Annotated in this window: 24 protein-coding genes; 8 read left to right on the forward strand and 16 right to left on the reverse strand. The window is 67.6% G+C overall.

From position 1 onward, the window contains the following. The 12 genes from AC3WOE_RS22235 to AC3WOE_RS22290 all read right to left on the reverse strand — a co-directional run bounded on the left by AC3WOE_RS22235 (window position 1) and on the right by AC3WOE_RS22290 (window position 11900). Window positions 1-1200: a type II secretion system F family protein gene (locus tag AC3WOE_RS22235; protein ID WP_492693578.1), complete on the reverse strand. Its 1200-nt coding sequence runs from the start codon at window positions 1198-1200 to the stop codon at window positions 1-3. Further along, window positions 1200-2894: a GspE/PulE family protein gene (locus AC3WOE_RS22240; protein WP_492693579.1), complete on the reverse strand. Its 1695-nt coding sequence runs from the start codon at window positions 2892-2894 to the stop codon at window positions 1200-1202. The genes AC3WOE_RS22235 and AC3WOE_RS22240 overlap by 1 nt, the downstream gene beginning before the upstream one ends. Then, a complete protein-coding gene (locus AC3WOE_RS22245) occupies window positions 2891-4993 on the reverse strand; it encodes a secretin GspD/PilQ domain-containing protein (protein ID WP_492693580.1) in 2103 nt (700 codons plus the stop codon). The genes AC3WOE_RS22240 and AC3WOE_RS22245 overlap by 4 nt, the downstream gene beginning before the upstream one ends. A 7-nt stretch (window positions 4994-5000) precedes the next feature. Continuing rightward, on the reverse strand, window positions 5001-5444 hold the full coding sequence (locus AC3WOE_RS22250; protein WP_492693581.1) for a hypothetical protein: 444 nt from the start codon (window positions 5442-5444) through the stop codon (window positions 5001-5003). Beyond that, entirely contained in the window at window positions 5441-6046 is a 606-nt protein-coding gene (locus tag AC3WOE_RS22255; RefSeq protein ID WP_492693582.1) for a GspMb/PilO family protein, read from the reverse strand. The genes AC3WOE_RS22250 and AC3WOE_RS22255 overlap by 4 nt, the downstream gene beginning before the upstream one ends. Beyond that, on the reverse strand, window positions 6046-7275 hold the full coding sequence (locus AC3WOE_RS22260; protein ID WP_492693583.1) for a hypothetical protein: 1230 nt from the start codon (window positions 7273-7275) through the stop codon (window positions 6046-6048). The genes AC3WOE_RS22255 and AC3WOE_RS22260 overlap by 1 nt, the downstream gene beginning before the upstream one ends. A gap of 49 nt (window positions 7276-7324) precedes the next feature. Further along, window positions 7325-8317 (reverse strand): type II secretion system minor pseudopilin, encoded by a 993-nt coding sequence (locus AC3WOE_RS22265; protein ID WP_492693584.1) that lies wholly within the window; start codon window positions 8315-8317, stop codon window positions 7325-7327. Further along, on the reverse strand, window positions 8314-9009 hold the full coding sequence (locus tag AC3WOE_RS22270; protein WP_492693585.1) for a PulJ/GspJ family protein: 696 nt from the start codon (window positions 9007-9009) through the stop codon (window positions 8314-8316). Before AC3WOE_RS22270 ends, AC3WOE_RS22265 begins: the two co-directional genes overlap by 4 nt. Further along, the gene (locus AC3WOE_RS22275; protein ID WP_492693586.1) at window positions 9006-9569 is read right to left on the reverse strand and encodes a type II secretion system protein; all 564 of its coding nucleotides are present in this window, start codon (window positions 9567-9569) and stop codon (window positions 9006-9008) included. Before AC3WOE_RS22275 ends, AC3WOE_RS22270 begins: the two co-directional genes overlap by 4 nt. Continuing rightward, a complete protein-coding gene (locus AC3WOE_RS22280) occupies window positions 9484-9912 on the reverse strand; it encodes a prepilin-type N-terminal cleavage/methylation domain-containing protein (RefSeq protein WP_492693587.1) in 429 nt (142 codons plus the stop codon). The genes AC3WOE_RS22275 and AC3WOE_RS22280 overlap by 86 nt, the downstream gene beginning before the upstream one ends. A gap of 12 nt (window positions 9913-9924) precedes the next feature. After that, complete coding sequence (gene gspG, locus AC3WOE_RS22285; protein ID WP_492693588.1) at window positions 9925-10377, reverse strand: type II secretion system major pseudopilin GspG; 453 nt, start codon at window positions 10375-10377, stop codon at window positions 9925-9927. Between the two features lie 107 nt (window positions 10378-10484). After that, on the reverse strand, window positions 10485-11900 hold the full coding sequence (locus AC3WOE_RS22290) for a hypothetical protein (RefSeq protein WP_492693589.1): 1416 nt from the start codon (window positions 11898-11900) through the stop codon (window positions 10485-10487). A 413-nt stretch (window positions 11901-12313) separates the two neighbouring features. Between AC3WOE_RS22290 and AC3WOE_RS22295 the strand changes: the two genes are divergently transcribed. From AC3WOE_RS22295 to AC3WOE_RS22330, 8 genes are all read left to right on the forward strand, one after another. Beyond that, complete coding sequence (locus AC3WOE_RS22295) at window positions 12314-14236, forward strand: tetratricopeptide repeat protein (protein ID WP_492693590.1); 1923 nt, start codon at window positions 12314-12316, stop codon at window positions 14234-14236. Between the two features lie 5 nt (window positions 14237-14241). Beyond that, window positions 14242-15357, forward strand: a complete 1116-nt coding sequence (locus AC3WOE_RS22300; RefSeq protein WP_492693591.1) for a DegT/DnrJ/EryC1/StrS family aminotransferase — start codon at window positions 14242-14244, stop codon at window positions 15355-15357. A gap of 6 nt (window positions 15358-15363) precedes the next feature. Next, window positions 15364-16062: a WbqC family protein gene (locus AC3WOE_RS22305; RefSeq protein WP_492693592.1), complete on the forward strand. Its 699-nt coding sequence runs from the start codon at window positions 15364-15366 to the stop codon at window positions 16060-16062. Next, window positions 16059-17036 carry a glycoside hydrolase family protein gene (locus AC3WOE_RS22310; RefSeq protein WP_492693593.1) on the forward strand — a complete coding sequence of 326 codons (978 nt, stop codon included), beginning with the start codon at window positions 16059-16061 and terminating at the stop codon, window positions 17034-17036. Before AC3WOE_RS22305 ends, AC3WOE_RS22310 begins: the two co-directional genes overlap by 4 nt. Window positions 17037-17116: 80 nt before the next feature. Next, on the forward strand, window positions 17117-18076 hold the full coding sequence (locus AC3WOE_RS22315; RefSeq protein WP_492693594.1) for a glycoside hydrolase family protein: 960 nt from the start codon (window positions 17117-17119) through the stop codon (window positions 18074-18076). Then, entirely contained in the window at window positions 18073-18510 is a 438-nt protein-coding gene (locus AC3WOE_RS22320; protein ID WP_492693595.1) for a GNAT family N-acetyltransferase, read from the forward strand. The genes AC3WOE_RS22315 and AC3WOE_RS22320 overlap by 4 nt, the downstream gene beginning before the upstream one ends. Continuing rightward, entirely contained in the window at window positions 18510-19247 is a 738-nt protein-coding gene (locus tag AC3WOE_RS22325) for a class I SAM-dependent methyltransferase (RefSeq protein ID WP_492693596.1), read from the forward strand. Before AC3WOE_RS22320 ends, AC3WOE_RS22325 begins: the two co-directional genes overlap by 1 nt. 20 nt (window positions 19248-19267) lie before the next feature. Continuing rightward, window positions 19268-20620, forward strand: a complete 1353-nt coding sequence (locus tag AC3WOE_RS22330; RefSeq protein ID WP_492693597.1) for an FAD/NAD(P)-binding protein — start codon at window positions 19268-19270, stop codon at window positions 20618-20620. On the opposite strand, the gene cysC is transcribed toward AC3WOE_RS22330, so the two are convergent. From cysC to AC3WOE_RS22350, 4 genes are read right to left on the reverse strand one after another with little or no spacing between them, the layout of a single operon-like run. Then, entirely contained in the window at window positions 20610-21200 is a 591-nt protein-coding gene (gene cysC, locus AC3WOE_RS22335; protein ID WP_492693598.1) for an adenylyl-sulfate kinase, read from the reverse strand. The genes AC3WOE_RS22330 and cysC overlap by 11 nt on opposite strands. Next, complete coding sequence (locus tag AC3WOE_RS22340) at window positions 21145-21909, reverse strand: hypothetical protein (RefSeq protein WP_492693599.1); 765 nt, start codon at window positions 21907-21909, stop codon at window positions 21145-21147. The genes cysC and AC3WOE_RS22340 overlap by 56 nt, the downstream gene beginning before the upstream one ends. Continuing rightward, on the reverse strand, window positions 21909-23771 hold the full coding sequence (locus tag AC3WOE_RS22345) for a polysaccharide biosynthesis protein (protein ID WP_492693600.1): 1863 nt from the start codon (window positions 23769-23771) through the stop codon (window positions 21909-21911). The genes AC3WOE_RS22340 and AC3WOE_RS22345 overlap by 1 nt, the downstream gene beginning before the upstream one ends. Before the next feature lie 13 nt (window positions 23772-23784). After that, a complete protein-coding gene (locus tag AC3WOE_RS22350; protein ID WP_492693601.1) occupies window positions 23785-24372 on the reverse strand; it encodes a sugar transferase in 588 nt (195 codons plus the stop codon). Between the last annotated feature and the right edge of the window lie 8 nt (window positions 24373-24380).

A 24380-nucleotide genomic window follows, 5' to 3' on the forward strand; every position in this document is an offset into this window, starting at 1 on the left:
TCAGACCAGGGTGTCGAAGCTCGTGATGGCCATCATGACGGCCACCATGACGACGCCGATGACGGCTCCGATGATGATGATGGCGATGGGCTCGATCAGACCCAGCATGCGGCGCTGAAGCACGGCGGCCGCATCGCGCTGGCTGTGGCCCAGGGCCAGCAGCATCTTGGGCAGTTCGCCGGAACGCTCGCCGACGCGGATGAGGTTGAGCCGGGTGCGCGGGAACCAGGCCTGGCTCTCCAGGCCTGCACTCAGCGTCTGGCCCTGCTGCAAGCCCTTGGTGGCCCGCTCCAGGCCCGCGCGCAGCAGGTTGAGGCGAATGACGTTCTGGGCCAGCTCCATGGCCGTCAGCACCGGCACGCGGTTGGATAGCAGGCTGCCCAGCACCGTGGCCCAGCGGCCGATCTCGGCCTGCACCAGCCAGGGACCGACGACGGGCACGCGCTGCAGCATCTGCAGCAGGGCCTGGCGCGTGGATTCGCGCGACAGGCTGGTCACGATCAGGGCGGCCAGGGCCGCCAGGATGAGCAGGGCCTCGAAAAGATGGCCGCGCACATAGACGCCCGACTCGATGACCCAGCGCGATAGCTCGGGCACCTGGCGACTGCCCTTGATGAGGTTGGCAAACCGGGGCACGACGCCGACGAAGATGAAGAACACCGCCAGCGAGCCGGCGCCGACGAGCACGCTGGGGTAGATGAGGGCGCTGCGCAGATCCTCGTTGGCCTTGCGGGCGAGTTCCATCTGCTCGGCCGACTCCTGCAGGGCCCGCGCAATGTCGCCACTGGCCTCGCCGGCCTGGGCCAGGGCGATGACGTAGACGGGCATGCGCAAGGCCTCGATGCGCAGCGCATCCGACAGCCGCCCGCCGCCGCGAACCAGGGCCTCCATCTGCGCCATCGGCAGGCCCAGGGCCTGGCCTTCATAGGCCTCGACGAGGCTGGGCAGCGCGTCGCCCAGCGTCACGCCGGCGGCCAGCAGCGTGGCCAGCTCGCGCAGCAGCACGACCTGGTCGGCCAGCTTGATGTTGGCCTTGCGCAGCGCCGCACGCGTGGGTCCGGCAACCGTGCGCGCGCGCAAGCTGACGGGCGTCATGCCCTGGGCGGCGAGCTTGGCCATGGCCTCGGCCTGATCGGCCGCCTCGAGCTGGCCGCCATGGGGCTGGCCGTTCGAATCGCGCGCGGCGTAGTCGAAGCGCATCAGCTCTCGGCCGTGCCGGTGGCACGCAGCACTTCATCCAGCGTCGTGGCACCCTGCACGACCTTGAGGGCGCCTTCCTGGGCCAGCGAGCGGTAGCCGGTCTGGCGCGCCAGGGTGACAAGCTCGGGCAGGCCCACCTCGCGCGCGATGGCGTGCTGCATCTCGCTGCCCACGTCCAGCATCTCGTAGATGCCGACGCGGCCCTTGAAGCCGGTGTTCTGGCAGGCCGGGCAGCCGACCGCGCGGCGCCAGAACGGCAGGTCTGCGGCGCCGTCCTCGGCACGCGCATCAGCGACGGCCGCGGCCAGCTCGGCGTCACCCAGCGTCGGCGTCTCGTCGGTGCGCACGGCGCAGGCTTCGCAGAGCCGGCGCACCAGACGCTGGGCCATGACGGCACGCAGCGAGGCGCCGACGAGGAAGGGCTCGACGCCCATGTCCACCAGACGCGTGACGGCCGAGGGCGCGTCGTTGGTGTGCAGGGTGGCCAGCACCAGGTGGCCGGTCAGCGCGGACTGGATGGCGATTTCGGCCGTCTCGCGGTCACGGATTTCGCCGACCATGATGATGTCTGGGTCGTGGCGCAGAAAGGCCCGCAGCGCGCGTGCGAAGGTGTAGCCGATCTCGGGCTGGGCCTGCACCTGGATGACCTGGGGCAGGCGGAATTCGACCGGGTCCTCGACGGTGAGGATCTTGCGCGTCTGGTCGTTGGTGGCGGCCAGGGCGGAGTACAGCGTCGTGCTCTTGCCGGCACCGGTCGGGCCGGTCACCAGCACCAGGCCGTTGGCCAGGCCCAGCCAGCGCTTGAACTGGCGCAGCTGCGAGGGCCGCAGGCCCAGGCGCTCGAGCGTCAGGTCGGCGCGCTTCTTGGGCAGCAGGCGCATGACGATGGATTCGCCATAGACGGCCGGGATGGAAGAGACGCGCACGTCCATCTCGGCGCCGGCGGCGCGGGTGGAGATGCGGCCGTCCTGCGGCAGGCGGCGCTCGGCGATATCGACGCCGGCAATCAGCTTGATGCGCGAGGCAACGGCCGGATAGCGGTCCATGCCCAGGGCCAGACGGGTGTGCAGCTGGCCGTCGATGCGCAGGCGAACTTCGAACTCGCGCTCGCCGGGTTCCAGGTGGATGTCCGAGGCGCGCGACTCGACGGCCTGGGCGATGAGGTTATTGACCCAGGCGATGACAGGCGCGTCCTCGGCCATCTCGCGCAGGGCCCGCTCGTCCAGCGTCTGCATGGCGAGGTCGCCCTGCTGCAGGCGCTGCACCCAGCGCTGGCTGTCGTCGGGGGCGATCAGCCACCAGCGCGCCGACTTGAGCGCGGCTTGCGACTGGGCGAACTCGCGCACCTCGGCGTCCAGCGGGTCGGCGCAGGCAAGCTGCCAGCCGCCCTCGTCGCGCCAGGGCAGCACGCCCAGCCTGAGTAGCTGCGCGGCGCCGCCTTCCAGCTCCTGCAGGCATTGGCGCATGGCCGCTTCGTCGAGCTCGTCGAAGCGCAACCAGCCCATGCCGAGCTGCTCGGACAAGGCCGCATACAAGCGCTCGGCGGTGATGGCGCCCATGCGCAGCAGCACGGCACCGATGCGCCCGCCCTGCTCCGCCTGGAAGCGCAGCGCGGCGTTCAGGTCGTCGGCGCGAATCTGCTCGCGGGCGAGCAGCAGCTCGCCGATCAGGCGCGGGACGGTGGATTCGCTCATGGCTTGGGCGCGACGTCGCCCTTATCGGTCGCCGGCACACGCGCCCAGTCACCCAGCGACTTGCGGAAGCTCTCAGTGATGGCCTCGGCCTCGCTGGAGTCGTTGGCGATATAGGGCGTGATCAGGATGATCATCTCGCGACGCGACTTCTTGACCGTCTGGTTGCGGAACAAGCTGCCCAGAACGGGGATGTCCTTCAGGAAGGGCACGCCGCCATTGCCGTCCGACGAGGTGCCGTCGATCAGGCCGGCCAGCAGCATGGTCGAGCCATTGCGCAAGGTCAGCTTGGTCTCGACCTTGCGGGTGGAAATGGTGGGGCTCGTGATGTTGCCGGAGGTCGTCTGCACCGGCTGGCTGACTTCTTGCGACAGGTCGATGTCGATCTGGTCGCCCGAATGGATGACGGGCTTGATCCTCAGGATGACGCCTGTCGAGCGGTACTGATAGGTCGCCAGAAGGTTGCCCGCGGTGCCGCCGCTGGTGGCGGTGGTGGCAATTGACTGAGTCAGCACCGGTACCTCGTCGCCGACCTGGATCAAGGCCGTCTCGCCGTTGCGGGCCATCAGGCGCGGGCTGGACAGAATGGTCGCGCGCGAGTTGCTCGCCAGCGCATCGATAGCCACGCGCTGGGTGCCCAGGCCATTGAGGATGGAAACGTTGAAGCCCCCCGAACTGCCCGATCCACTGCTGGCAGACGCGGTATAGCCGGGGCCCTTGGTGCCTTCGATATGGCTGGTCAGCCACTGCACACCGAGCTGGGCGCCGTCCTCGAGTTTCAGCTCAGCAACCGTCACCTCGATCAGCGCCGACTTGGTCGGCTTGTCCAGGGTCTGCAGCAGAGCCGAGACCTGGCCGAACTCCTCGGGGTTGACCTGGAAGATCAGCGTGTTGCTGGCCTTGTCGACGACGACATTGCTCAGCCGGCTGGCGGTCGCCGCCGCCGTCGGGGTCGCCGTGCCGGTGGCTCCAGCGGAGACCGTCGGCGTGCTGGCCGTGGTGCCGCCGCCGCCCAGCACCCGCTCCAGCGTCTGGGCCAACTGTTCAGCGTCCTTGTGCTTGACCGCGTAGGTGAACAGGTTCTTGCCGACGCCGCGCTCATTGGGCTTGTCCAGCGTCCTGGCCCATTCGGCGATGTGGGCCACCACCTTGTCGCCCGCGGCGAAGACGAAGACCTGGTTCAGGCTCGAGACGGGCAGCAGGATGATGGGGCTGCGCAGCCCGCCCTGGGTGACCGTCGAGCCTACGGGGTGCACCGCATAACCCTCGGCCGACAGCACTTCGCCCAGGCGACGGGCCAGCTCCTCGGCGGACCAGTAGGCCGGTGTCAGCGTCAGGCTGGTACGTCCCTTGAGCGCCGGCTGGTCGAGCACGGCCAGTGCCTCGACGGCGGCCTTGACATTGTCGGGGTTGCCGCTGATCAGCACGGCATTGCGCGTTGAGTCTTCCTGCACCTTGACGCGGTCGCCGAACAGCGTCCGGAGCCAGCCGGTCACGTCGACCTGGCGCACCGACTCCAGTGGGATCAGCTGGAAGATGGGACGCAGCGAAGGCGGCACTTCGGGCAGGGCCGCGCCGTAGCGCAGGCCGGGCAGATCACCGCCCTGGCTGGCGTTATCTGGCACCACGCGCACCAGGCCGCCAACCTCGATGACCGAAAGGCCATAGCTCTTCAGCAGCAGGCGCACGGCGGTCTCGACCTGAGCTGCCGTCTGGCCGTTGCCGGTCTTGAAGGTCACGAGATCGGGGCGCGCCGTGACGGCGGGATCGACGCTGACGTTCTTCTTCAGCACGTCGGCATAGACCACCGAGACAAAGGTCGGCAAGGCCACCTGCTGCAGATTGACCGCTGCAACGACTTCGTCTTTCTGCTGGGCCACGGGCGCCGTGACGGCCAGGTTAGGTGCCTCGACCTCGGGGGCCTTGGGACCGGGGCCGACACGCGTCGTGTCGCGCGCGTTGGGGTCGGGCTTCGATGTCGCGTCAGCGGCAATGCTGGCCACGGGCAGGGGCGCGGGCAGGACGGGCACGATGGGTGCGCAGCCGCTCAGGGCCAGCATCGCACCCGCTGCCAGGGCAATCGGTCGCAGCGTCAGGGACATTCTCTTTTCATTCACGGTAATCAGCTCCCAACGGAACCTGCTTGTTGCCGACGCGGATCAGCACCTCGCCGTCCTGGATGCGGGTGATGCGCTCCCCGCTCGGAACCTTGTCGCCCACGGCGAGGCGCAGCGGCGCCTTGCCGGCGACGGCGAAGGCGATCAGCACCTTGTGCTCGCTGCCCCGCCCGAACACGCCAGCGACGCGCCAGCGCTTGTCCTCGGACTGCGCCGCAGCTGCTGCCGCGAGCGTCGTCGCCTCGGGTTCGAAGATGGGCGAAGTCGCCAGACCGATGGCCCGGCCCGCCCGGTCCGACCGGCGCGGCAGGTCGGGCAGTTGCCAGGCGTCACGGCGGGCGCTGACCAGGTTCGATTCGGGCTCAGCGGCCGGCGCCAGCAGCCAACCCAGGGCCAGGGCGGCGGAGGCCATCAACCAGGGCGCGGCCTTGTTCATGACGGCTTGCTCCCGGGCCGCGCCAGCACGCGCAGCTGCATCTCGGCAACCGCGGGCTGCACGACACCCTTCATCGTGAGGCGCTCCACGACGATGCGGCGCTCCTGCGCGGCCATTTCGGCCAGGAGCGTGAACAGCGGTGCGCGCTGCACCTCGACGCTCATCCTTGCCTGCAGCACCACATAGCCGGGCGGCAGTTCTTTCACCGGCTTGGCGCCCGGCTCGGCGCGCACCAGCGTGATCTCGCGGACCTTGAGGCCAAGGCGCTGGGCGGTGTTGCGCAGCCAGTCCTGCAGCCCCGCCTCGGTCAGTGCCAAGTCGGGATCGGCCCAGACGGTGGTCTCGTAGGCGGCCTTGAGGCCCGCCACTTCCTGGCTGCGACGCGACCAGTCGGTCTCCTTGGACAGGGCCTGCAGGCGCGCGACCTCGGTCGCCAGCACCCGGCTGCGCTCCAACGATGCATCGGCGGCATCGAAGCCGGCAAGCAACAGGTAGACGCTGAGCAGGGCCAGGCCCAGCCAGGCGCCAAGCCGCACTAGGCGCGATTCGGCCCACTGCTCGCGCAGCTGGGTCCGGTAGGAAAGCAGGGCGTCGCGGTTCATCAGCGATTGGGGATGGCGTCGAACACCGAGGACGGCGGTAGGCCGTTGGCGTCGGGCTTGGCGATGATGGGCTTGGCGGGTTGCTGCGGCCCCCTGGGGGATGGCGCCGGCGCGGCCGGTGCAGCAGCGGCTCGTGGCGCAGTCGCGGGTGCGGGCATGGGTGCCGCCACCACTGGCGCGGCCGGCGGCATGGCGGCCGGTGCGGCCACGACGCCAGTGGGCGGCGGGGCGGCGGCAGCCTCGACGGCGGCCACCACCGGCGGCAGCGCGCCGCGGATGCGCATGTCCATGACCAGCAGGTTGCGGGCATTGTCGGCGCGCACCTCGGTGACGTCGCTGAACCAGCCGCCGGCCTGCAATTCCTTGACGACGTTGGCACGGCCGGTGTTGGCACCGAGCTGCAGCGCGAGCTGGAGCTTGTCGCCCTCGAGCTCGAGTTCCTTGATCTGGACGTTCAGGCGCGCCAGGGTGTCGTTGAGATAGCCCAGCACGTCCACCGGCTGGGGCGCTGCGAACCAGCTCGCGAGCTTGCCGACCTCGGCCATCTGCGCCAACGTGGCATCGCGCGCCGCTACGACCGGGCCCGCGCTTGCCTTCAGCTCGGCGACGCGCTCGACCAGACGGCGCTCCTGGCTGTGCGCATCCCACCACTGATGGGCCATCACGCCCACGCCCAGCAGCATCCCCAGCCCGCCGAGCAGCACGAGGCGCTGCTCGAGGCCCCGTTCGCTGTCGGCCGAGGGATGCAGCGGAAAGTGACGGGCCCAAGGCGTGACGGCAGCCAGCGGCGTCTGCGGCTCCGGCAGGCTCACCGCCAGGCCGTCGCGGCCGGCGCCGCTGGCGCGGACGAATTCCCGCCAGTCTGCTTCGGAAAGGGCTTGGGGCCACCAGCGGCTGGCGAGCAGCTGGCCGTCCTGCCACTGCTGGGCCTCATAGCCCTCGACGCCGCGCAGCAGGCGCAGGCCATCGCCCCCCGTCGCCTGGATGAAGGTCTCGTGCAGCAACTGGCAGCGCTCCGGCGGCAGGCCGGCCGCGAGCGCGTCCTGGTGCAGCGCAGCCTCGTCCCAGGCGACCGCCAGGCCCTGTTCACCCTGGATGACCAGCCGCGCCGCGGTGCGATCGAAGGGTCGCCAGGCCTCGACCTGCAGCCTCAGCGCGCTCAGTCGCTCCGCCGTCGGGATGCCCTGCAACCGGAACCAGCGCAGGCGGCAGCGGCTGCGCGGCAGCAACAGGGGCGTGCGCGCCCAAGGATGCGGAGTCGGGATCGGGTCGAAGCCCTCAAGGCGCCACGCTGCTGGCGGCGCGCTGGGCGTTCGAAGCGAGAGGAAACGCGAGAGCGCGGGGAGCTTCATCGATGGGATTGAGCCGCTTCGTGCTGTGCTGTTCTGTGATGACCCACGGACCTAGCTCCCCTGCGGGGGTCAAACGGGCATTGTACTCAAGGGCCATGGGCAGCCCCGGCGCCCACAGCCTGATGCGAGCGTCATTGCCGGTGGACAGGATGTAGTCCTCCTCGTCCATCGGCAAGCTAAGCACGGCACGTGCGACGCGCAGGTCGCGCAACTGGTCCTGCGCACGGAGTTGCAGGATCTGATCGAGCTGCGCCGGTGCGGCATTGGGAAACATCGCACGCAGCGTGGGCAGCGGCGCGGTGGCCGGGTTGAACAGATGGCCCGGGTCGGCAGTGAGCCAGCCGCTCCAGCGCGCAAGGCGCGCTGCGTCCTCCCGCCACAGCGGCATCACCTGCAGCTCACGCAGGCTCAACAGCCAGTCGTTACGCGGCCCCGGCAGGCCCAGCGCCTGGTATTCAGCGCGTTCGGCACCGTTCAAGCGCTTGAGGTTGTCGGTGTCGATGTAGTCGTCCAGCACATCGAGCATGGCCTGCGCCCGCGTCACCGGAACGCCGTCCTGCACCAGCAGCGCCTGCAGCGCGGCACGCGGCGCCCCGTTGGCCGACAGCAGGCCGCGTGCATCCTGGACCTGCACCCAGGTGCCATCCTCGGTCTTGTAGGGCCGGTCGTCCTGGCTCAGCAACAGCGTCGCGTCGCCACGACCGGTGGGTTGCAGCGGCCGGGTGGCATTCCAGTAGAGCGTCGCGGCGAGGGCCCCGGACACCGCGGCCTGGCCGTCGGCGTATTGCTGGAAGTCCAGCGCATTGCGGCGCAGCTCGTCGTTGCGCTGGGCGAAGCGCTGCACGACGAAAGCCATCACGGCCAGCACGCCCAGCACCATCAACAGCACATAACCCGACTGACGGGGCTCGCGCTTCATTGCCGCTCCCAGTGGGCCAGGCTCGGCCGGCCCGGCATGGTTGTGCTGATCTCGGCCAGCAGCGGGCCACCCAGTTCAGGACCCAGGTCGATCCAGACGGCCCGCGGCAGCCGCGGCAGCGTCGCCTGCAGGTCGCGCCGGAAGTCCAGGTCCGGATCGCCGCTGGGGGCCTGGGCGGGCCTGGGGACGGGCCACTGGTCCTGCCAGACGCCTTCGCCGTCCAGGTAGCGGAAGCGCCCCTCGGCGCCCGTCCAGCTCAGCAGCTCGACCGGCGTCGCCTGCTGCAGGGCGATGGTGGCCTCGGCCTTGGCATCGAAGATGGTCAGCTTCTGCTGGCGGGTCGCGGCATCGGCGACGAAGCGCAACTGGACCACCTGTCCGATCGCGGACCCAGGCAGGGCGAGGGTCTCGCTGCTGGCCAGACGCAGTTGCTGCCCGTCGCCGACGAACTGGCGGGGTGCGCCGATCTGCTCGACCAGCGCCGCCTGCACCAGGCTGCGCAGCCATTCACGGCGCACGAGATCGAGCTGGCCGTCCACGCCGGAGCGCTGCAGCAAACGCTCCACCCGCGCGATCTGGCTCATGGCCTGCCACAGCACGGTGGCGATCATGGCCATCAGCGTCAAGGTGACGATCATCTCAACCAGCGTGAAGCCGCGGGCCCGCCGGCGCGCCGCCGGATGCGACCTCACGGGCGGCTCCCAACGCCACCGGGCGGACCGAAAGGCGCCGGCGCGGCGCGGCTGGCGTTTGCCGGCCGCCACCCGGCGACGAGTTGCTCCCAGCTGACGCGGGGGCCGGTTTCTCCGCGCTTGAGCGTGGCGCGGAGGCGGTACAGCCCGAGCTCCCAGCGCGGCAGCAGGCTGCCGCCGAAATCGAACTCGTTGCGCGGCTGCTCGACGAGGGTCGAAGTCCAGCTGAGCTGAAGTTCCCCCTCCTGGAGCTCCCCCTGCTGCTGCAAGGCGGGATTCACCAGGCGCAGCCAGTTCACCCCTTCGAGCTGCAACTGCGCGCGCGCCTGAGCGTCGCGCAGACGGCTCGCCGTCTCCAGGTTCTGGTTGATCCAGGCGAACAGCATCAGCCCGGAAGTGCCCAGGATGACAAGGGCGATGACGACTTCCATGAGGGTGAAGCCGCGTGCGCCGCGGCGGTGCTGGTGCCGCACCTCAGCCCCCTTCCCTGACCTTGCCCGTGATCGCTTCGATACGCCAGGTTTCCTTGACCTTGCCCCGGCTGAGGACGAGGGTGCCACCCGAGGCGACGCCCAGCGGGTCGTAGCCCAGAGGCTGGTGCAGGTATATCTGCGTCTGCTCCGGCGCGCCCGGAACAGCCTGCAGCAGGTCCTTGGCTTCCAGGGTCTGAGCCTCGCCCTTCAGGAAGGTACGCACCGGCAGGGCTTCGAGGTAGCTGCGGAAGTCGTCGCGCCAGCCCCGCTCACGCGCGGCATCCAGCCAGCCGACGGCACGCGGTGCGGCGATGCCGGCCGCCAGCGCCATCAACGCCAGCACGACCAGCAGTTCCAGCAACGTGAAGCCATGCTGGTGTGAGCCACTCGCACCGTCCGCGCGCTGGCTCGCGAATGCAAATACCGACAATGCAGCCCTGCCTCAGTTGGCCGGCAGTACGCCGATGTCCGCGCCGTCACCTTCGCCGCCCGGTTGACCGTCTGCACCGAGGGAGTACAGCGCGAAGGGCTGGCCGTCGCGGCCGGGGAGCGAATACTGGAAGGGATGCGACCAGGGGTCCATCGGCACCGCCTCGTCGAGATAGGGCCCCCGCCAGCGAGGTGCCAGCGCCGGGTCGGCAGGCGCCTTGTTCAACAGCGTCAGGCCCTCCTGGGCCGTCGGATAGCGGCCGATGTCGAGGCGCAGGTTCTCGACCGCGCCGCGCAGCAGCTTGATCTGGGTGGTGGCCGTCGTCACCCGGCCCTGGTCCACCTTCTTGAAAAGTCGCGGCCCGACCAGACCGGCAATGAGGCCGATGATGGTCAGCACGACCAGCATTTCGAGCAGGGTGAAACCCCGCGATGGAATCGATGGGTCGAGGCGAGGGCGGGCCATAGTGCAGCAATAGTCACAAAGGGCACCAGTTTACGGGATGCCCTCGATCCATAAAAAAAGGGCACCCGAAGGTGCCCTTTTGCACATCGCCGAAGCGACTACTGTTATCAGTAGTTGCTGCCGTTCGACGTGTTGTTGTTGCCGTACGGACGCTCCAGAGCGATGTACGAAGCAGCAGCGCCGTTGAGGGCTTGCTGGTAGACACCCTTCACAGCGCCGACGTTGGCGTTGATCGTGAAGACGATCGAGCCGCGCTTGCCGCTGCTGAACGTGCAGATGTCAGAAGCGTTCAGAGCGGTCGTGCCGTTCGCCAGCAGCTTGCCCGACTTGGCGGTGCCGTACGTCGGGGTGATGCCAGCTTCGCCGTAGCAGGTTGCCGAGTAGTCAGCAGCTTGCGAGCCCGTGTTCTGGAAGAAGAAGCGGGTAAGGTTGCCGTTGGACGTGTCGTTGTTGAAGAACGCCGAACGCAGTTCGATGCCGTTCGCGCCCCACACCCACCAGCTGGCGTTGCCAGCCAGAGCCTGGGGACCAACACCAGCCAGCGTCGGGTTCGCCACAGCGGACACGCCGAAGGTGCGAGCGGTACCCAGCGACTGGGTCTGAGCGGATTCCAGGCTGACCTTGACGTTGGTCGAGCCATTCTGCGTCAGGTTGCCGGCGTTGACCGTGAACACAGCCGTACCAGCCGTAGCATTGACGGTAACGGCAGGTGCGGTGCTCAGCGGAGCGGTCGTCGTAACATTAACCGAGCTGTTGCCAACACCGTTGAAGCTCGTCTTCAGACCGGAGAAGTCACCAGCGATGGTGACCACGACGTTCGTCAGCATGCTGTTGGCGGTCACCGCAACGCCGCTGGCGTTCAGCAGGGTACCGTCAACGCCGATGCTGAAGCTGGCCGTGGCGTTGTTCGCCAGGTCGTCGTTCGCAACGACGAAGCCGAACAGCGGGTTGGCGCCGTTGTTGAAGTTGACGTCGGCCTTGGTGCCGCTGTCGGTCGTGGCAGTCAGCGTGACAGCGCGGCCCGAAGTGGCAACCGTAGCGGTGATGTCGTTGGAGTTGTCAACGCGAGCGGTTTCACCCGTGTCGTACAGAGCGATGTTCAGCTTCTCGGTAGCACCGACCGTTGCCAGGCTGTGGCCGTTGATGGCCAGGTTCGGGAAGGTGATGTTGCCGCCGACGTTGATGTCGGTGGTGACGTTCACGTCCCACACGCACTCGGAGGCCGAGGTGCGCTTGACGGTGATGTTGGCAGCACCGCCACCCGAAACCGTCGGCACAGCGCCGCAGCTCAGGGTCGTCGTTGCGCCAGCAGGCTCACGCACGATGATGGTGAACGGCTGAGAGACCACACGCGAGACACCCATCGTGTAGACGACGGGATTCAGCGTGATTTGACTGCTCGAAGTGATGGCTTCGACGGCGTACTTGCCGGCCGTCGAGGAGACCGAGCCTGCCGCCTGAGCACCAGCACCACAAACCGCAGCGGTCGCGACGGCCAGGGCCTTGTAGGTGAAGTTCTTCATTAAATGAACCTTCCGGATCGTTGTTGCAACAAATTAACCGAACACAAGCGAAGCTGAACACTCAGAACACCGCATTGGGTCGATTGCCCCGGTCCGTTTCCGGTCCGTCGCAGCCACCAACGCGGCGACCACTGCGTCGACACAAAGCGCTCATGCTTCGCCTCCCCTACTTTGACTGGCACGGCTCAACACCCTCCAGCTCAGCAGGTTGCCCGGCAGCATAGCAGACGATTACAGGTGTTTGTCCGTCGGACATCGGTCACAGATCGGGGTTTGCCCCAGATGCGTTGCTTGTTGACATCAGTGGCGCGCGTCCCAACGCGGCCTTCCACTCCCTTGGATCGAACGCCCCATGCCTGCTCCATGGGCAACCGGGCCGCCTCCCGAGCCAACCTCTAGAATCTCTGGTCCCCTTGGGCCGACTGACCAGATCGATCCCGCGACTTTCGCACGTTCTTCTTGAAGATATGACAACGACAGACCCCAACCTCCTGGTCGACGAGACCCTCGACAAGCTGGAACGCGCTGTATTTCAACGTCAAACCAAGGAAGGTGTCGCGCTGCTGCTCAGCATGCTGAGCCACATCAGCCAAACACGAAATCCGTTCGGGATTCTTGCTCCAGACACCACTGCAGAGCAGAGGCGTGCGGCATATACCCGGATCGCCGCCATGATCTCAGCGCTGTTGTGCAGCCCGGATTTCCAGATTGACCTCGCACAAATTGAATTTCTTGCCGGCCGCAAGCCCGCGCTGGAAGCGATTTTCGAGCTCAGCGGTTATGAGGGCCCCTTCCACCTGCTGCGCTATCACGGCATTCGCAACGCTAACGGCAGCCTCACGCTGCGGCCCAACCAGGTTTTCGTACTGTCTCTGTTCTATTCGCTGGACGACATGCCCGCGGAATTGATGAGCGGTGTTTTGAAGCTGCCACCAGATCAGTTGCTGCCGCTGATGTTGGGATGGTTCACAGCACCCTTCGTCCACAACGCCAATGGTGAAAAAAATCGCGGCCTGCTTATAGAAAACTCGGTACTGATCGAGCAGGGGGTGCCGACCCAGGGGATTGTTCAGGCACTGACATCGGCTTGGATGCATGTCAGCTACGCAGATCACGCGCACAAGCACCACCTCAAGAAGTCGATGAATGAGGTCTGGCTGCGCATCGACAAGATGGGCGGCCTCAAGTCCCGCAGCGTCGCCTACAAGGTCGTAGACCGACCCACCATCCTCGTCGCCGCGGAGCGCATGTCAGTGGGTCATGCCATGTATCGAAGCTATGCGGCGTCGATTCGGCAGTTGAAGAGCCGCTACCACGTGGTCTGCATGGCAGTGCGCGGATTTATTTCGGAATCGGCGTTCGATTTATTCCATGACGTCATCCTGCTGGAACCGGGAATTAGCATGAAGGACATTGGCGCGCACATCGTCAAAATCGCGCCAGACATCATCTACTACCCAAGCTTAGGCATGTCGGAATGGACGCAGATGGTCGCCAATTTGCGGTATGCCCCAATCCAGATCATGACGCTGGGCCATCCGGCGCCGGCAATGATGGAAACGATGGATTACACCCTCGTACAGGACGGCCACGGCGAAGCATCCTGGGAATTCGGCAAGAAAGTACTGGAACGCAAGGCCTGGGGCAGTTTCGCGCCCTACAGCGACACCATCGACTTCAGCATCGAAAAGCTGCCGTTTGACGACGATGCTCTCCATATCGCCGTCAACAGCTCCTTGATGAAGCTGTCGCCCCGGTTTCTGGCCATGTGCGAGCGCCTGGAAAAGGAAGCCACCAGGCCTGTTCATTTCCATTTCTTCGCGAGTGCGGCCGGCGTCATGTACGACCGCATCCGCCAGGTGTTCGAGCGCCGTTTCCGCAGCTTCACGCTGGAGCCGTCGCGGCCCTATGCCTCATTTCTGCACCAGCTTAAACGTTGCGATCTGGCCCTTGCCGCCTTCCCGTTCGGCAACACCAACAGCACGGTCGACACCTGCCTACTCGGCGTCCCCACGGCGGCCTACTACGCCAACGAGGTGCTCAGCATCGGCGACCGCGACGTGATGCGCATGGTGGGCCTGCCGAGCTGGCTGGTGTCGGACAACGACGAGGACTACTTCCAGGCCGCCATGAAGCTGATCCACGACGACGCGGCACGAGAGGCCATCATCACCCATCTGCAGACCAGCGACGTCAAGGGCGCGCTCTTCAAGCCGCCGAGTCCTGAGGACGAGACCGAGTTCGTCGACGCCTTCGACTGGATGTACCAGAACCACGAAGCCCTGCAGGCCAGTTCCAAGCATCTTCTGAAAGTCGGCGAACCCATTCCCGCCTGATTCCCATGAGCCAGAAACCCATCTACGTCACCCAGCCCCATCTGCCGCCGCTGGAGGAATTTCTTCCCTATCTGAAGGAGGTGTGGGACAGCAAGTTCCTCACCAACGGCGGGCCGATGCACCAGAAGTTCGAGCGGGCGCTGTGCGAATACCTGGGCGTGCCCGAGATCGCGCTGTTCTCCAATGGCACGCTGGCGCTGCTGACGGCGCTGCAGTCGCTGCGCATCACCGGCGAGGTCATCACGACGCCCTATTCCTTCGTCGCGACGGCTCACTCGCTGCTGTGGAACGGCATCAAGCCCGTCTTCGTCGACGTCGACCCGGTCAACCTGAACCTGGACCCGGCCAAGATCGAGGCCGCGATCACGCCGCAGACCACGGCCATCATGCCGGTGCACTGCTACGGCCACCCCTGCGACGTGGCGGCCATCGAGAAGATCGCCGAGAACTACAACCTCAAGGTCATCTACGACGCGGCCCATTCCTTCGGCGTCGAGTCCGACGGCCAGAGCGTGCTGAACGCGGGCGACCTGTCGGTGCTGAGCTTCCACGCCACCAAGGTCTTCAACACCTTCGAAGGCGGCGCCATCGTCTGCAAGGACGCCAAGACCAAGCTGCGCATCGACCAGCTGAAGAATTTCGGCTTTGTCGACGAGACCACCGTCGTCGCGCCCGGCATCAACGGCAAGATGAGCGAGTTCAACGCGGCCCTGGGCCTGCTGCAGCTCAACCATGTCGACGAGGCCCTGCGCCAGCGTGGCGAAATCGACGTGCGCTACCGCACCATGCTGGCCGACGTCCCCGGCATCGAATGCCTGCCACCCAGCCCCGGCAGCAAGCACAACTACTCCTACTTCCCCATCCTGGTGAAGCCGGAGTACGGCGCCACGCGTGACGAGCTCTATTCGGCGATGCGCACCAAGAACATCTATGCACGCCGCTATTTCTATCCGCTGATCAGTAGCTTCCCGATGTACCGCGCCCTGCCCTCGGCGGCGCCGGCCAACCTGCCGGTGGCCTCGCGCGCTGCCGAGCAGGTGCTGTGCCTGCCCATCTACCCCGGCCTGACGCCGGACCAGCAGGACCAGATCGTCGACCTGATCCGCGCGCTGCGAAAGTAGGCCTCCATGCGGCTGGCCATCATGCAGCCCTACTTCCTGCCCTACATCGGCTACTGGCAGCTGATGGGGGCGGTGGATGCCTTCGTCGTCTACGACCGCATCAAGTACACCAAGAAGGGCTGGATCAACCGCAACCGCATGCTGCAGAACGGCGATGCGGCCACCTTCTCGCTGCCGCTGGCGGCGGGTTCGGACCAACTGATGGTCAGCGAGCGCGACCTGGCGCCCACCTTCGACCGCCGCAAGCTGCTGGCGCAGTTCGAAGGTTGCTACCGCAAGGCGCCGCACTTCGAAGCGATGCGGCCCTGGCTGCAGAGCGTCGTGCTCGATCCGGCCAATAACCTGTTTGACTACCTCTGGCAGTCCATCGTCAAGACGCGCGACCAGCTCGGCCTGACGACGCGCCTCATCGTGTCGTCCGAGGTGCCGCACGACGAGGGCCTCAAGGCCCAGGACAAGGTGCTGGCCATCTGCAAGGCCCTGGGCGCGACGACCTACGTCAATGCCATCGGCGGCATGGAGCTCTATGAGCGCGAGGCCTTCGCATCCGAGGGCATTGAGCTCAAGTTCCACAAGGCCAGATCCTTCGAGTACGCCCAGTTCGGCGCCCCCTTCGTGCCCTGGCTGTCCGTCCTCGACGTGCTGATGTTCAACCCTGCCGCGGTCGTCGACGACGCCGTGCGCCACCAGTTCGACCTGTTGTGACCTCCTACCGCTGGACCAAGCTGGGCCGCCCTTTCGTGCCCCAGCAGATCGAGGGCCGCCCCTGGCTGCGCAGCTTCGCGCAGGCCCCCCACACCCTGCTGCTGGACGACCGCATCCGCGTCTATTTCTCCTGCCGACCCGAGCCCGATGCGCGCGGCCAGTTCGTCAGCTACTCGGCCTGGGTGGACCTGGACCGTCGCGATCCGATGCACGTGCTGGACATGGCCACCGAACCTATCCTGCCCCTGGGCGGCCTGGGCTGCTTCGACGAGTTCGGCACCTATCCCGTCTCGGTGATCCAGCAAGGCGATGTGCATCGCGCCTATTACGCCGGCTGGACGCGCTGCGAGTCGGTGCCCTTCGACACCGCCATCGGCACGGCCATCAGCCGCGACGGCGGCAAGACCTTCCAGCGCGAAGGCGACGGCCCCGTGCTGGCCGCCAGCCTGAACGAGCCCTTCGTCATCAGCGGCCCCAAGATCCGCCGCTTCCAGGTTGCGGGGTTGAGCCAGTACCAGCTGTTCTACATCGCCGGCCGCTGCTGGAAGATGGTCGAGGGCCGCGCCGAGCCGGTCTACAAGATCCGCATGGCCACGTCCGACGACGGCCTGAACTGGCAGCGCGAGGACCGCGACCTCATCGAGAGCCGCATCGAGGTCGACGAAGCCCAGGCCAGCCCCGATGTCTTCGAGGCCAACGGTCGCTTCCACATGTTCTTCTGCTACCGGCACAGCGCGGGCTTTCGCGGCAAGGAGAAGGGCTACCGCATCGGCTATGCGTCGAGCACCGACCTCAAGCACTGGACGCGTGACGACGCCAAGGCCGGCCTGGAGCTGTCTGCCGAAGGCTGGGACAGCGAGATGCTGGCCTACCCCCACATCTTCCAGGTCGACGGTGTGACCTATATGGGCTATCTCGGCAACGGCGTCGGCCGCGAAGGCTTCGGCATCGCGCGCCTCGAAGGGGACTTATGACAGCCCCCGAACCTGCCGCTGCGCATCAGGCCCCCCGAGGGGGTCAGGAGAACTCGGGAGCGGCCCGTCGTTCCCCTGAGATGCACTGGCGCAAGCTCGGCCGGATCTTCAACCCCTTCGAGCACGAGCTGCCGGGGGCCGGCGCCGGTTTTGCGCAATCACCGCAGGCCGTCGTCTTCGACGACTTCGTGCGCATCTATTTCTCGACGCGGGCCAAGGGCGCCGACGGAAAGTTCCTCAGCCAGGTCGCCTTCGCCGACTTCAGCAAGGACCTGCAGCAGGTGCTGAGCGTCAACACCGAGCCGGTGATGGGCCTGGGCGGGCTGGGCTGCTTCGACGAACACGGCATCTTTCCCTTCAGCCCGACACCGGTCGGCAACGAGATCTGGGCCTACACCACCGGCTGGGCCCGGCGCGTGGCCGTGTCCGTCGAGACCGCCGTGGGCCTGGTCATCAGCCGCGACGGCGGCGCCACCTTCGAGCGTGCCGGCCCCGGCCCCGTGCTGGGCCCGAGCGTGCATGAGCCCTGCCTGGTCGGCGACGCCTTCGTGCGCCGCTTCGACGGGCGCTTTCATATGTGGACCATGTTCGGCACCGGCTGGAAGCACTTCCCCGGCGAGGCCGCGCCCGACCGCATCTACAAGATCGGCCATGCCCACTCAGCGGACGGCATCCACTGGACCAAGGACGAAGGCCGAGCCCTGGTGCCCGACCGCCTCGGCCCCGATGAATGCCAGGCCCTGCCGGCCGTCATCCGCGTCGGTCAGCGCTTCCTGATGGTGTTCTGCTACCGCGAGGCCTATGGCTTTCGCACCGACCCATCACGCGGCTACCGTCTCGGCCAGGCCTGGTCGGACGACCTCGTCACCTGGACCCGTGCCGACGACCTGCCCCGCTTCGAGGCCGATGCCGGCGCCTGGGATGGCGACATGGTTTGCTACCCCCACCTGACCGAGATCGACGGCCGTGTCGTGCTGCTCTACAACGGCAACGCCTTTGGCCGCGAAGGATTTGGCGCGGCGGTTCTCGAGCAAGCATGAACTACCGGCTCGACAGCGTCGGCGCCGCCGCGCTGCTGACCCATCTGCGCGCTGCGGACGCGGGCTTCGAGCCGCCGCTGAGCAGCCGCATCGACCTCGCCGGCTATGCGGACAAGCTGGCCACCCACGCCCGCCGCGTCGAGGCCTGGCAGGGCGACCTGCTGGTCGGCCTAATCGCGATGTACGCCAACGACCCGGCCCAGGGCGGCTTCATCACCAATGTCAGCGTCTTGCCCGGCCACCAAGGCCAGGGCATTGCCGGCGAGTTGCTGACCCGCACGCTGGCCCTGGCCGCCGAGCTGGGCCTGCCCAGGCTGCGCCTGGAGGTCTACGCCGACAATACGGCCGCGCTGGCGCTGTACCGCCGGCATGGTTTCAGTGCCGAGACCGCGGCCGCTGCCGGCCCCACCCTCTTTCTGCATCGAGAGCTTTGATGAGCAATACCCGCGACTACAACGCCGAGCACGTCGACAACGCGCGCCAATACGCCTACGGCTTCGACTTCGACGTGATGCATCCGCTGATGGTGCGCTCCTTCGCGCCTTTCTTTCGTCCGGGCAGCATGCTGGAGCTGGGCAGCTTCAAGGGTGACTTCACGGCCCGATTGACCGAGCACTTCAGCGACCTCAGCTGCGTCGAAGCTTCGAACGTCGCCATGGACGAGGCCCGCCAGCGTCTGGGCGACAAGGTGCAGTTCTTCAACTCGCTGTTCGAGACCGTCCAGCTGCCGCGCCGCTACGACAACATCGTCATGACGCATGTGCTGGAGCACCTGGACGACCCCATCGCCGTGCTCGCTCGCATCAACCGCGAATGGCTGGCACCGGGTGGCCGTTTCTTCCTGGCCTGCCCCAACGCCAACGCGCCGTCGCGCCAGATCGCCGTCAAGATGGGCCTGATCGATCACAACGCCGCCGTCACGCCGGCCGAGGCCGAGCATGGCCACCGCATCACCTATGCGCTGGACACCCTGGAGCGCGACGCCACCCGCGCCGGCCTGAAGGTCATCCACCGTTCGGGCATCTTCTTCAAGGCCCTGGCCAACTTCCAGTGGGACCGCCTGCTGAAGACCGACATCATCACGCCGGCCTATCTCGAGGGCTGCTTCCAGCTTGGCCAGCAATACCCGGACCTGTGCTCGTCCATCTACCTGGTGTGTGAAGCCGGTTGAAACGGGCGATTGAGCCCGGCATGCACGTCGCCGTCGTCGGCTCCGGCTTCAGCGGCGTCGCCATCGCCTGGCAGCTGCTGGGCCGACTGCAGGTCGGCAGCACGATCACGATGATCAACGGCTCGGGCCGCTTCGCGCGCGGCCTGGCCTACGGCACCCATTCGGCCGACCACCTGCTCAATGTGCCGGCGGCACGCATGAGCCTGGATCCGGCCCAGCCCCATCACTTCGTCGACTGGCTGCGCCGCGACGACGCGGCCATCGACGGCCATGAGTTCGTCCCACGCCAGCGCTATGGCGACTATCTGCAGTCGGCGCTGGAGCAGCGCGAGGCTTATTGCAGCGGCGTCGAGCTGCGGCAGCTCGTCGCCCTGGTCGACGACTGCCTGCCGACACCCAAGGGCTGGCAGCTGAACTTCGTCGACGGCTCGAAGGCGTCCTTCGACGCCGTCGTTCTTGCCATCGGTCACCTGCCGCCCCGCCATCCGCATCCCGATCTCGCCGGCCTGCCCGGCTATGTGGCCGATCCCTGGGCCGGCGGCGCGCTGAACGACCTGGCGCCCGACGCGCCGGTTGCGTTGATCGGCAGCGGCCTGACCATGCTGGACGTGCTGATCACGCTGCGCGCACGGGGCCACCACGGCCCGGTGCTGGCGCTGTCGCGCCGCGGCCTGCTGCCGCAAGGCCACCGCCGCAACGAGGGTCCGCCCAAGCCCTGGGCCCTCGACCCGGCCATCGCCGGCAGTGCGCCGCTGCGCCGGCAGTTGCGCCTCTTCCGCGCCGAGATCGCACGCGCCGAGGCTGCGGGACTCGACTGGCGCGACGTCTGGGCCGCTTTCCGTGCCCAAACGCCCCAGGCCTGGCAGGCGCTGGAGGCGAGCAGCCGCGGCCAGTTCTTGCGCCATCTGCTGCCCTACTGGGATGTGCATCGCCACCGTGCCGCACCCCAGGCGCGCTCGGTGCTGGAAGCAGACCTGGTCAGCGGTCGGCTGCGCCAGGCCGGGGGACGCGTGTTGTCGGTGCACGAACAGGCGGGGGGCCTGCAAATGGGCTGGCGCCCGCGTGGAAGCTCGAACGTCGAGCACTTCGTCGCCGCCCGCATCGTCAACTGCTCGGGCCCCAGCTCGGCCATCGACGCCGGCTCGTCGCCGCTGCTGTGGCGGCTCCAGCAGTCGGGTCGTCTGCAACCCTGCCCTCACGGCCTGGGCCTGCAGGTGGACGAGGCCTATCGCATCCTCAACGCCTCGGGCCAAGGCCAACCGGGCCTCCACTACCTCGGCCCGCATCTGCGCGCCCAGCGCTGGGAGGCGACCGCGGTGCCCGAACTGCGCGAGCACGCCGCGGCCCTCGCCGCCCAGGTGGTCAAGCCCTGAGCAGGTCTTCCAGCGCCGCCACGGCTTCACTGGCGTCATCGCGGCTGGCGTCGATGCGCAGATCGGGTGTCAGAGGATCTTCGTAAGGGGCCGAGACCCCGGTGAACTGGGTCAGCGCATTGGCCCGCGCATTGCGGTACAGGCCCTTGGGGTCGCGGCGCTCGCAGACCTCCAGCGGCGTCGCCACATGCACCTCGCGGAAATTCGCCGTGCCGATGATGTCGCGCGCCATGGCGCGGTCCTCGCGCAGCGGCGAGATCAGCGCACAGATGACCACCAGGCCCGCCTCGCGCATCAGCTTGGCCACCTCGGCGACGCGGCGGATGTTCTCGCGTCTGTCCTCGGGGCTGAAGCCCAGGCCGCGGCAGAGGCCGGCGCGCACGGCGTCGCCATCCAGCACGGCGGCCATGGCCCCTGCATCGACAAGGCGCCCATGCAAGGCCGACGCCAGCGTGGACTTGCCGGCGCCGGACAGGCCGGTCAGCCACAGCACGCGTGCCTGGTGGAGCGGCTTCACCGCAGCCTCACTTGGCGACGGCGCTGGCCGCCGCATCGAGACTGCGCTTGGCGATCGCCTCATCCAGGCCTGCAATCAGGGCATCCCGGTGCGGCACCACCTCCAGCAACTGGAAGCGCATTGCGAGCAGCTGCATGACGAAGCTGAGGTTGGCCTTGTTCTCGGCGACGCCGGCCGAGACATCGAGCTTGCTGTTCACATGGGCCTCGATGGCCTCGGCGTTCATCTGCGCCAACTGCTGGCGCAGCGTCCGGATGGGCGCCTCGACGTCGGCCCAGGGCATGGCCAGCACCTGGTCCCGCAGATGCCGCTGCAGCCAGGCATCGTCGCCCCGCTTGGCGGCCTGACGGGCCAGCACTTCGTTGAGCAGCCCAGCCAGCTGGCGGCCCGACGGGCTGTCCTGCAGTTGCCGCGTCTTCCCGACGGCGTCGAACACCTTGGTCCACTCCCGCTGCGTCTGCGCCAGCACCGTGCGCTGCACGTTCAGCTCGATCAGCGCCGGCTGGCCCAGGGTACGGATGGCCTTGGATCGGTCGTCCAGCGTGGCAGCCACCTTGGCCAGCACGGGCTTCCAGATGGCGATGGGAGCACGCAGCATCACGCTGGGCTTGGCCGGCAGCTGATAGCTCGGCTGCGAGACCTCGGTGACGGTCACCGGACGGGTCGTCACGTTCGCCACCGCCGCTGTGGACATGAGCAGCGCGGCGACCACGAACGGCGCCAGCAGGGGCGCGGTCCAGGATGAGCGGCGGGAGGAATTGAACAACTTCATCAATGCTCCGAATGGGAGGCGTGGAATTCAGAACCCAGCCAGGCGCCCAGCAGCGCCCTCGGCTGGGAGGTATCGAGACCTGCCAGGTCGAGCAGCACTCGCTCGCCTGCGCCGTCGTCCGCGAGCCGCGCCACGCGCACGCCGGCACAGGTCGTCGGCAGGCTGGTCTCCTGGTCGGCCAACAGCTCTTCGAAGAGCTTCTCGCCGGGTCGCAGGCCGGTGAACTCGATGCGGATTTCGTCGGTCGAGTGCCCGCTCATGCGGATCATCTGCCGTGCCAGGTCAGCGATGCGCACCGGCTCGCCCATGTCCAGCACCAGCACCTGGCCGCTTTCGCCGATGGCGGCGGCCTGGATGACGAGGCGGGCGGCCTCGGGGATGGTCATGAAATAGCGAATGATGTCCGGGTGGGTGACCGTGACCGGCCCACCGCGCGCGATCTGCTCCTTGAACTTCGGGATCACGCTGCCACTGGACCCCAGCACATTGCCGAAACGCACCGCCATGAAGCGCGTGCCGGAGTGCTGCTTGGACAGTGCCAGCAGCGCCATCTCGGCGGCCCGCTTGGTGGCCCCCATCACATTGGTCGGGTTGACGGCCTTGTCGGTGCTGATCAGCACGAAGCGCTCGGCGCCGACCTCGGCCGCCGCCAAGGCCGCGTTGAAGGTGCCCAGGGTGTTGTTGCGGATGCAGGCGGCCGAGTTGTCGGCCTCCTCCATCAGCGGCACATGCTTGAAAGCCGCCGCATGAAAGACGAGCTGGGGCCGGTGGCGCGCAAAACAAGCCCGCAGATGCGGCAGGTCCTTGACGTCGCCAATGACCCTCACCAGCGACAGATGCGGGAAGGCCTCGGCCAGGGCCTGCTCGACGGCGTAGAGGGCGTATTCGCTGAGCTCGTAGAGCACGATGACCCGCGGGCCGTAGCGGGCGATCTGCCGGCACAGCTCGCTGCCGATGCTGCCGCCCGCCCCGGTCACCATGACGACGCGCGAATTGATGCGCTCGGAGATGCCCGCCTCGTCCAGCTGCACGGGTGGCCGGCCCAGCAGGTCCTCGGGCTCGATGTCGCGCACCTCGTTGACGCGGCGGCCGGCCATCAGCTCGGTGCTGCTGGGCACGGTCAGCACCGCCAGGCCCGTGGCACTGGCCAGGTCCAGCGCCCGGCGCCGCTGCGCTATCGACGCTCCCGGCATGGCCACGATCAGGTGGGTGACGCCATGCACGTCGGCGAAGCGCCGGGCCTGGCTCAGATTGCCCAGCACCGCCAGCCCGGCCACGCGTCCGCCCAGCTTGGCCGGATCGTCGTCCAGGAAGCCGACGACCACCCAGCCCTGGCTGTGCTGGATGCCGGCCACCAGCAGCCGACCCGCGTCACCGGCGCCCATCACCAGGGCCCGGCGGCTCTCCTGGGCGCTGCCGCTGATGCGGCTGCGCATGTGCTCGTACAGCATGCGGTAGCCCATGCGCATCATGGCCAGCAGCATCAGCGTGAAGAAGGGGTGCAGGGCCAGCACGGCGCGCGGGATGGCGTGCAGATGGGCCATCAGCACGGCGGCTGCGCCGATGAGTCCCGCCAGGGCGCAAGCGACCGCCAGGCGCTTGACCTCGCCGAAGCCCGAGAAGCGCCACATGCCCTTGGGCACGCGCAGCATCCACAGCACGACGGTGTAGATGGCCAGCAGGCCGAGCAAGACCCAGGGGTCGTAGTCCGGCCGCGCCGAGAACCAGCGCTCGAAGCCGAGGCGAAAGAGATAGGTGGCATGCCAGGCGATGGCGACGACGAAGATGTCGAGCAGCAACGCCAGCGCCTCGCGGCGGGGCCGCAGGCGGGTCAGCAAGGTGTCGAGAAACTGCCAGTTCATCGGAACGGGATTGTCAGCCCCTGGCGACACGCGCCAGCGTTGCCGCGATCAGCCGCAGGTCGGTCGCCAGATTCGCCTGCGCCGCATAGTCGGCCGAAAGCTTGAGCTTGGCCGGCATGATCACGTCACGGTATTCGCGTTCCGGATCGGCCGCCGCCGCAAGCAGTTCGGCCTCGCGGCTGAAGGCCAGCGAGGCCGGGTCGGTGATGCCGGGGCGCACGGCCAGCACGCGCTCGCGCAGATCGGCCGGGTAGAGCTCCACATAGCGCGGCAGCTCGGGCCGCGGGCCGACCAGGCTCATGGCGCCGCGCAGCACGTCCCACAGCTGGGGCAGCTCGTCGAGCTTGGTCTGGCGCAACACCTGGCCGCAGCGCGTGATGCGCGGATCCACGCCCACCGTGATGGCCGCGCCGGGCTCGACCCGCATGGTGCGGAACTTGTGGATGGTGAAAGGTCTGCCGTGGCGTCCGACACGGGTCTGGCGAAACAGCGCCGGGCCGGGCGAATCGAGCTTGATCCAGACGGCGACCAGCAGCAGCAGCGGCGCCAGCACCAGCAGTCCCAGCGCCGAGCAGATCACGTCGAACAGGCGTTTGCTCAAGCCTGCAC

This window comes from Roseateles sp. FW305-36 (assembly GCF_058787015.1).